The following is a 3030-nucleotide window of genomic DNA, read 5'->3' as shown; positions in this document are numbered from 1 at the left end:
GGTCAATCATTTGGCCGGAGAGCGGCTGCATCCCTACCATACCCACCTTGTCCCGCGCTGCGTATATACGCGGCCGGAGGTGGCGAGCGTAGGGTACACGGAGAAGGAGGCCAAAGCGCTGGGCCGCGATGTCGCAACCGGCAAATTTCCCTTCTCGGCTATTGGAAAGGCGCTTGTGTACGGTTCGAAGGACGGCTTCGTGAAGGTAGTCGCCGATAAGACAAGCGGAGACATTCTCGGTGTGCAAATGATCGGGCCTCATGTGACCGATCTGATCGGCGAGGCCGCATTAGCCCAGCTGCTGGATGCGACGCCTTGGGAAATCGGCGAGGCGATCCATGCGCATCCGACGCTCTCCGAAATTGTCGGCGAAGCGATGCTTGCCGTGGATGGCAAGGCCATCGGCATTTGACAGGGCCGAGGTTGAATAGCCCGCGGGCCGGCGCAATTTACGGACATTCCGGATGAAGGTAACTTACCTAAAAAGTTCTGCAGCGCCCGCATACGGGCCGAAGCGGGAGAATGCTTCACCCGTCCCCGCGTCATTCACGCGCAAACGGGCGCTGATCGGCTTTTCTTTTTGAAGTCAAACGCTATATAATAGACTTATACCCGATTAGTACCAGGTTTTAAGATCAGATCAACAAATGGTCTTCCTGCGGCGGGATCGGGGTCAGAACTAAGGAGGTACCTCTACTATGGATACTCAAGGTACTGCAAATAAAGTGAACAGGCATGAGCCGCTTGGACTGACCGACGGCCAAGTGATCGACATGTACCGATATATGCTGCTTGCGCGCAAATACGACGAGCGCAGCCTGCTGCTTCAGCGGGCCGGGAAGATCAACTTCCACGTCTCGGGCATCGGCCAGGAAGCGGCGCAGGTGGCGGCTGCCTTCGCGCTCGACCGGGAGAACGATTATTTTTTGCCTTACTACCGCGATTATGCATTCGTGCTGTCTGTCGGCATGACGACCCGCGAGCTGATGCTGTCGGTCTTCGCCAAGGCGGAGGACCCCAGCAGCGGCGGACGGCAGATGCCCGGTCATTTCGGCAGCAAGCGGCTGCGTATCGTTACCGGCTCAAGCCCCGTTACGACGCAGGTTCCCCATGCGGTCGGCTTTGCGCTGGCAGCCAAGATGCAGAAGAAGAAGTTTGTTTCTTTCGTCACGTTCGGTGAAGGCTCCAGCAATCAGGGGGATTTTCATGAAGCGTGCAACTTTGCCGGAGTGAATAAGCTTCCGGTTATCATTATGTGCGAGAATAACCAGTACGCGATCTCGGTTCCGGCTCACCGCCAGCTTGGCGGCAAGGTTAGCGACCGCGCGCTTGGCTATGGCTTTCCGGGCGTGCGCGTAGACGGCAACGATCCGCTGGAAGTGTACCGCGCCGTCAAGGAAGCCCGTGAACGGGCGATAGCGGGTGAAGGCCCGACGCTGATCGAAGCGATGATGTACCGCCTGTCCCCGCACTCCACCTCCGATAACGACCTGGCGTACCGTACCAAAGAAGAGGTCGAGGAGAACTGGAAAAAAGACGGGGTAGCCCGTTTCCGGGAGTATTTGACTGAGCTTGGACTGTGGAGCGAGGAGCAAGAACGCGATCTAGCTGCTCAGTGTAATCTGGATCTCAAAGAAGCAATCGAATACGCCGACAATGCGCCGTTCCCGAAACCGGAAGATACGCTGCTGCATGTGTACAGCGAATCCGAGGGAGGGGTGTAGCTCATGGCAATGATGGAATATATCGACGCCATCCGGCTGGCGATGAAGGAAGAGATGGAACGCGACAACTCCGTCTTCGTCCTGGGGGAGGACGTCGGCGTTAAGGGCGGCGTGTTTACGACAACCAAGGGGCTGCAAGAGCAGTTCGGCGCAGAGCGCGTGCTGGATACGCCGCTTGCGGAATCGGCGATTGCCGGCGTGGCGATCGGCGCGGCGATGTACGGCATGAAGCCGATTGCGGAAATGCAGTATTCCGATTTCATGCTTCCGGCGACCAACCAGATTATCAGCGAAGCGGCCAAAATCCGCTATCGCTCCAATAATGACTGGAGCTGTCCGGTTGTCATCCGCGCGCCGATCGGCGGCGGCATCTTCGGCGGCTTGTACCATTCACAGTGTACCGAATCGATATTCTTCGGCACACCCGGTCTTAAGATCGTCGCGCCGTATTCGGCATATGACGCGAAAGGGCTGCTGAAAGCGGCCGTCCGCGACCCGGACCCGGTGCTGTTCTTCGAGCATAAGAAATGCTATAAGCTAATTAAGGGAGACGTTCCGGAAAGCGACTATACCATTCCGATCGGCGAAGCGAACCTGCTCCGCGAGGGTGATGATATCACGGTCATCGGCTACAGCCTGCCGATGCATTTTGCGATGCAGGCGGCGGAGGAATTGGAGCGTGAGCAGGGCATTACGGCGCATATTCTCGATCTGCGCACGCTGCAGCCGCTGGACCGCGAGGCCATCAAGGCAGCTGTGCGGCAGACGGGCAAAGTCTTGATTGTGCATGAGGATAACAAGACGGGCGGCGTAGGTGCCGAGGTAGCGGCGATCATCGCCGAGGAGTGCCTGTTCGAGCTGGACGCGCCGATCTTCCGCCTGTGCGGGCCAGATGTTCCGGCGATGCCGATCAGCCCGCCGATGGAGAAATTTTTCATGCTCAGCAAGGACAAAGTGAAAGCGGAAATGCTGCGGCTGGCGCAGTATTAGGACCAGGAATTGGTGGGAATCAAGTAACCATCTGGCGAGAACAGCATGTTTAAGGAGTGAAAGTATGACCGACAACAAGAAGTTGACGGATGTTGCGATGCCGCAGCTTGCGGAGTCGCTGGTATCGGCGACAATCGGCAAATGGCTGAAGAAGCCGGGTGATCCGGTGGAACAGTATGAGCCGCTGTGTGAAGTGATTACGGATAAGGTTAACGCCGAGCTGCCGTCCACCGTGGACGGCGTCATGGGCGATATTCTGGCGGAGGAAGGGCAGACGGTCGCGGTCGGCGAAGTGATCTGCCGGATCGCGGTATCC

3 protein-coding genes and 1 pseudogene are annotated in these 3030 nt (G+C 57.7%); all 4 read left to right on the top strand.

Going from position 1 to position 3030, the window contains the following annotated elements; genetic code table 11:
* Positions 1-412 (top strand): annotated as a pseudogene (locus L691_RS29370) (dihydrolipoyl dehydrogenase); the annotation flags it as partial.
* Between the two features lie 286 nt (positions 413-698).
* Positions 699-1724: a thiamine pyrophosphate-dependent dehydrogenase E1 component subunit alpha gene (locus tag L691_RS0118565; RefSeq protein ID WP_025691900.1), complete on the top strand. Its 1026-nt coding sequence runs from the start codon at positions 699-701 to the stop codon at positions 1722-1724.
* 3 nt (positions 1725-1727) lie between these two features.
* Positions 1728-2714: an alpha-ketoacid dehydrogenase subunit beta gene (locus L691_RS0118560; RefSeq protein ID WP_025691899.1), complete on the top strand. Its 987-nt coding sequence runs from the start codon at positions 1728-1730 to the stop codon at positions 2712-2714.
* Positions 2715-2778: 64 nt separating this feature from the next.
* On the top strand, positions 2779-3030 hold a 252-nt coding region (locus L691_RS29365; RefSeq protein WP_036737337.1), incomplete at its 3' end, for a biotin/lipoyl-containing protein.

Source organism: Paenibacillus zanthoxyli JH29, from assembly GCF_000520715.1.
GTDB lineage: Bacteria > Bacillota > Bacilli > Paenibacillales > Paenibacillaceae > Paenibacillus_AQ > Paenibacillus_AQ zanthoxyli.
This window is presented reverse-complemented; position numbering and strand designations above follow the sequence as displayed.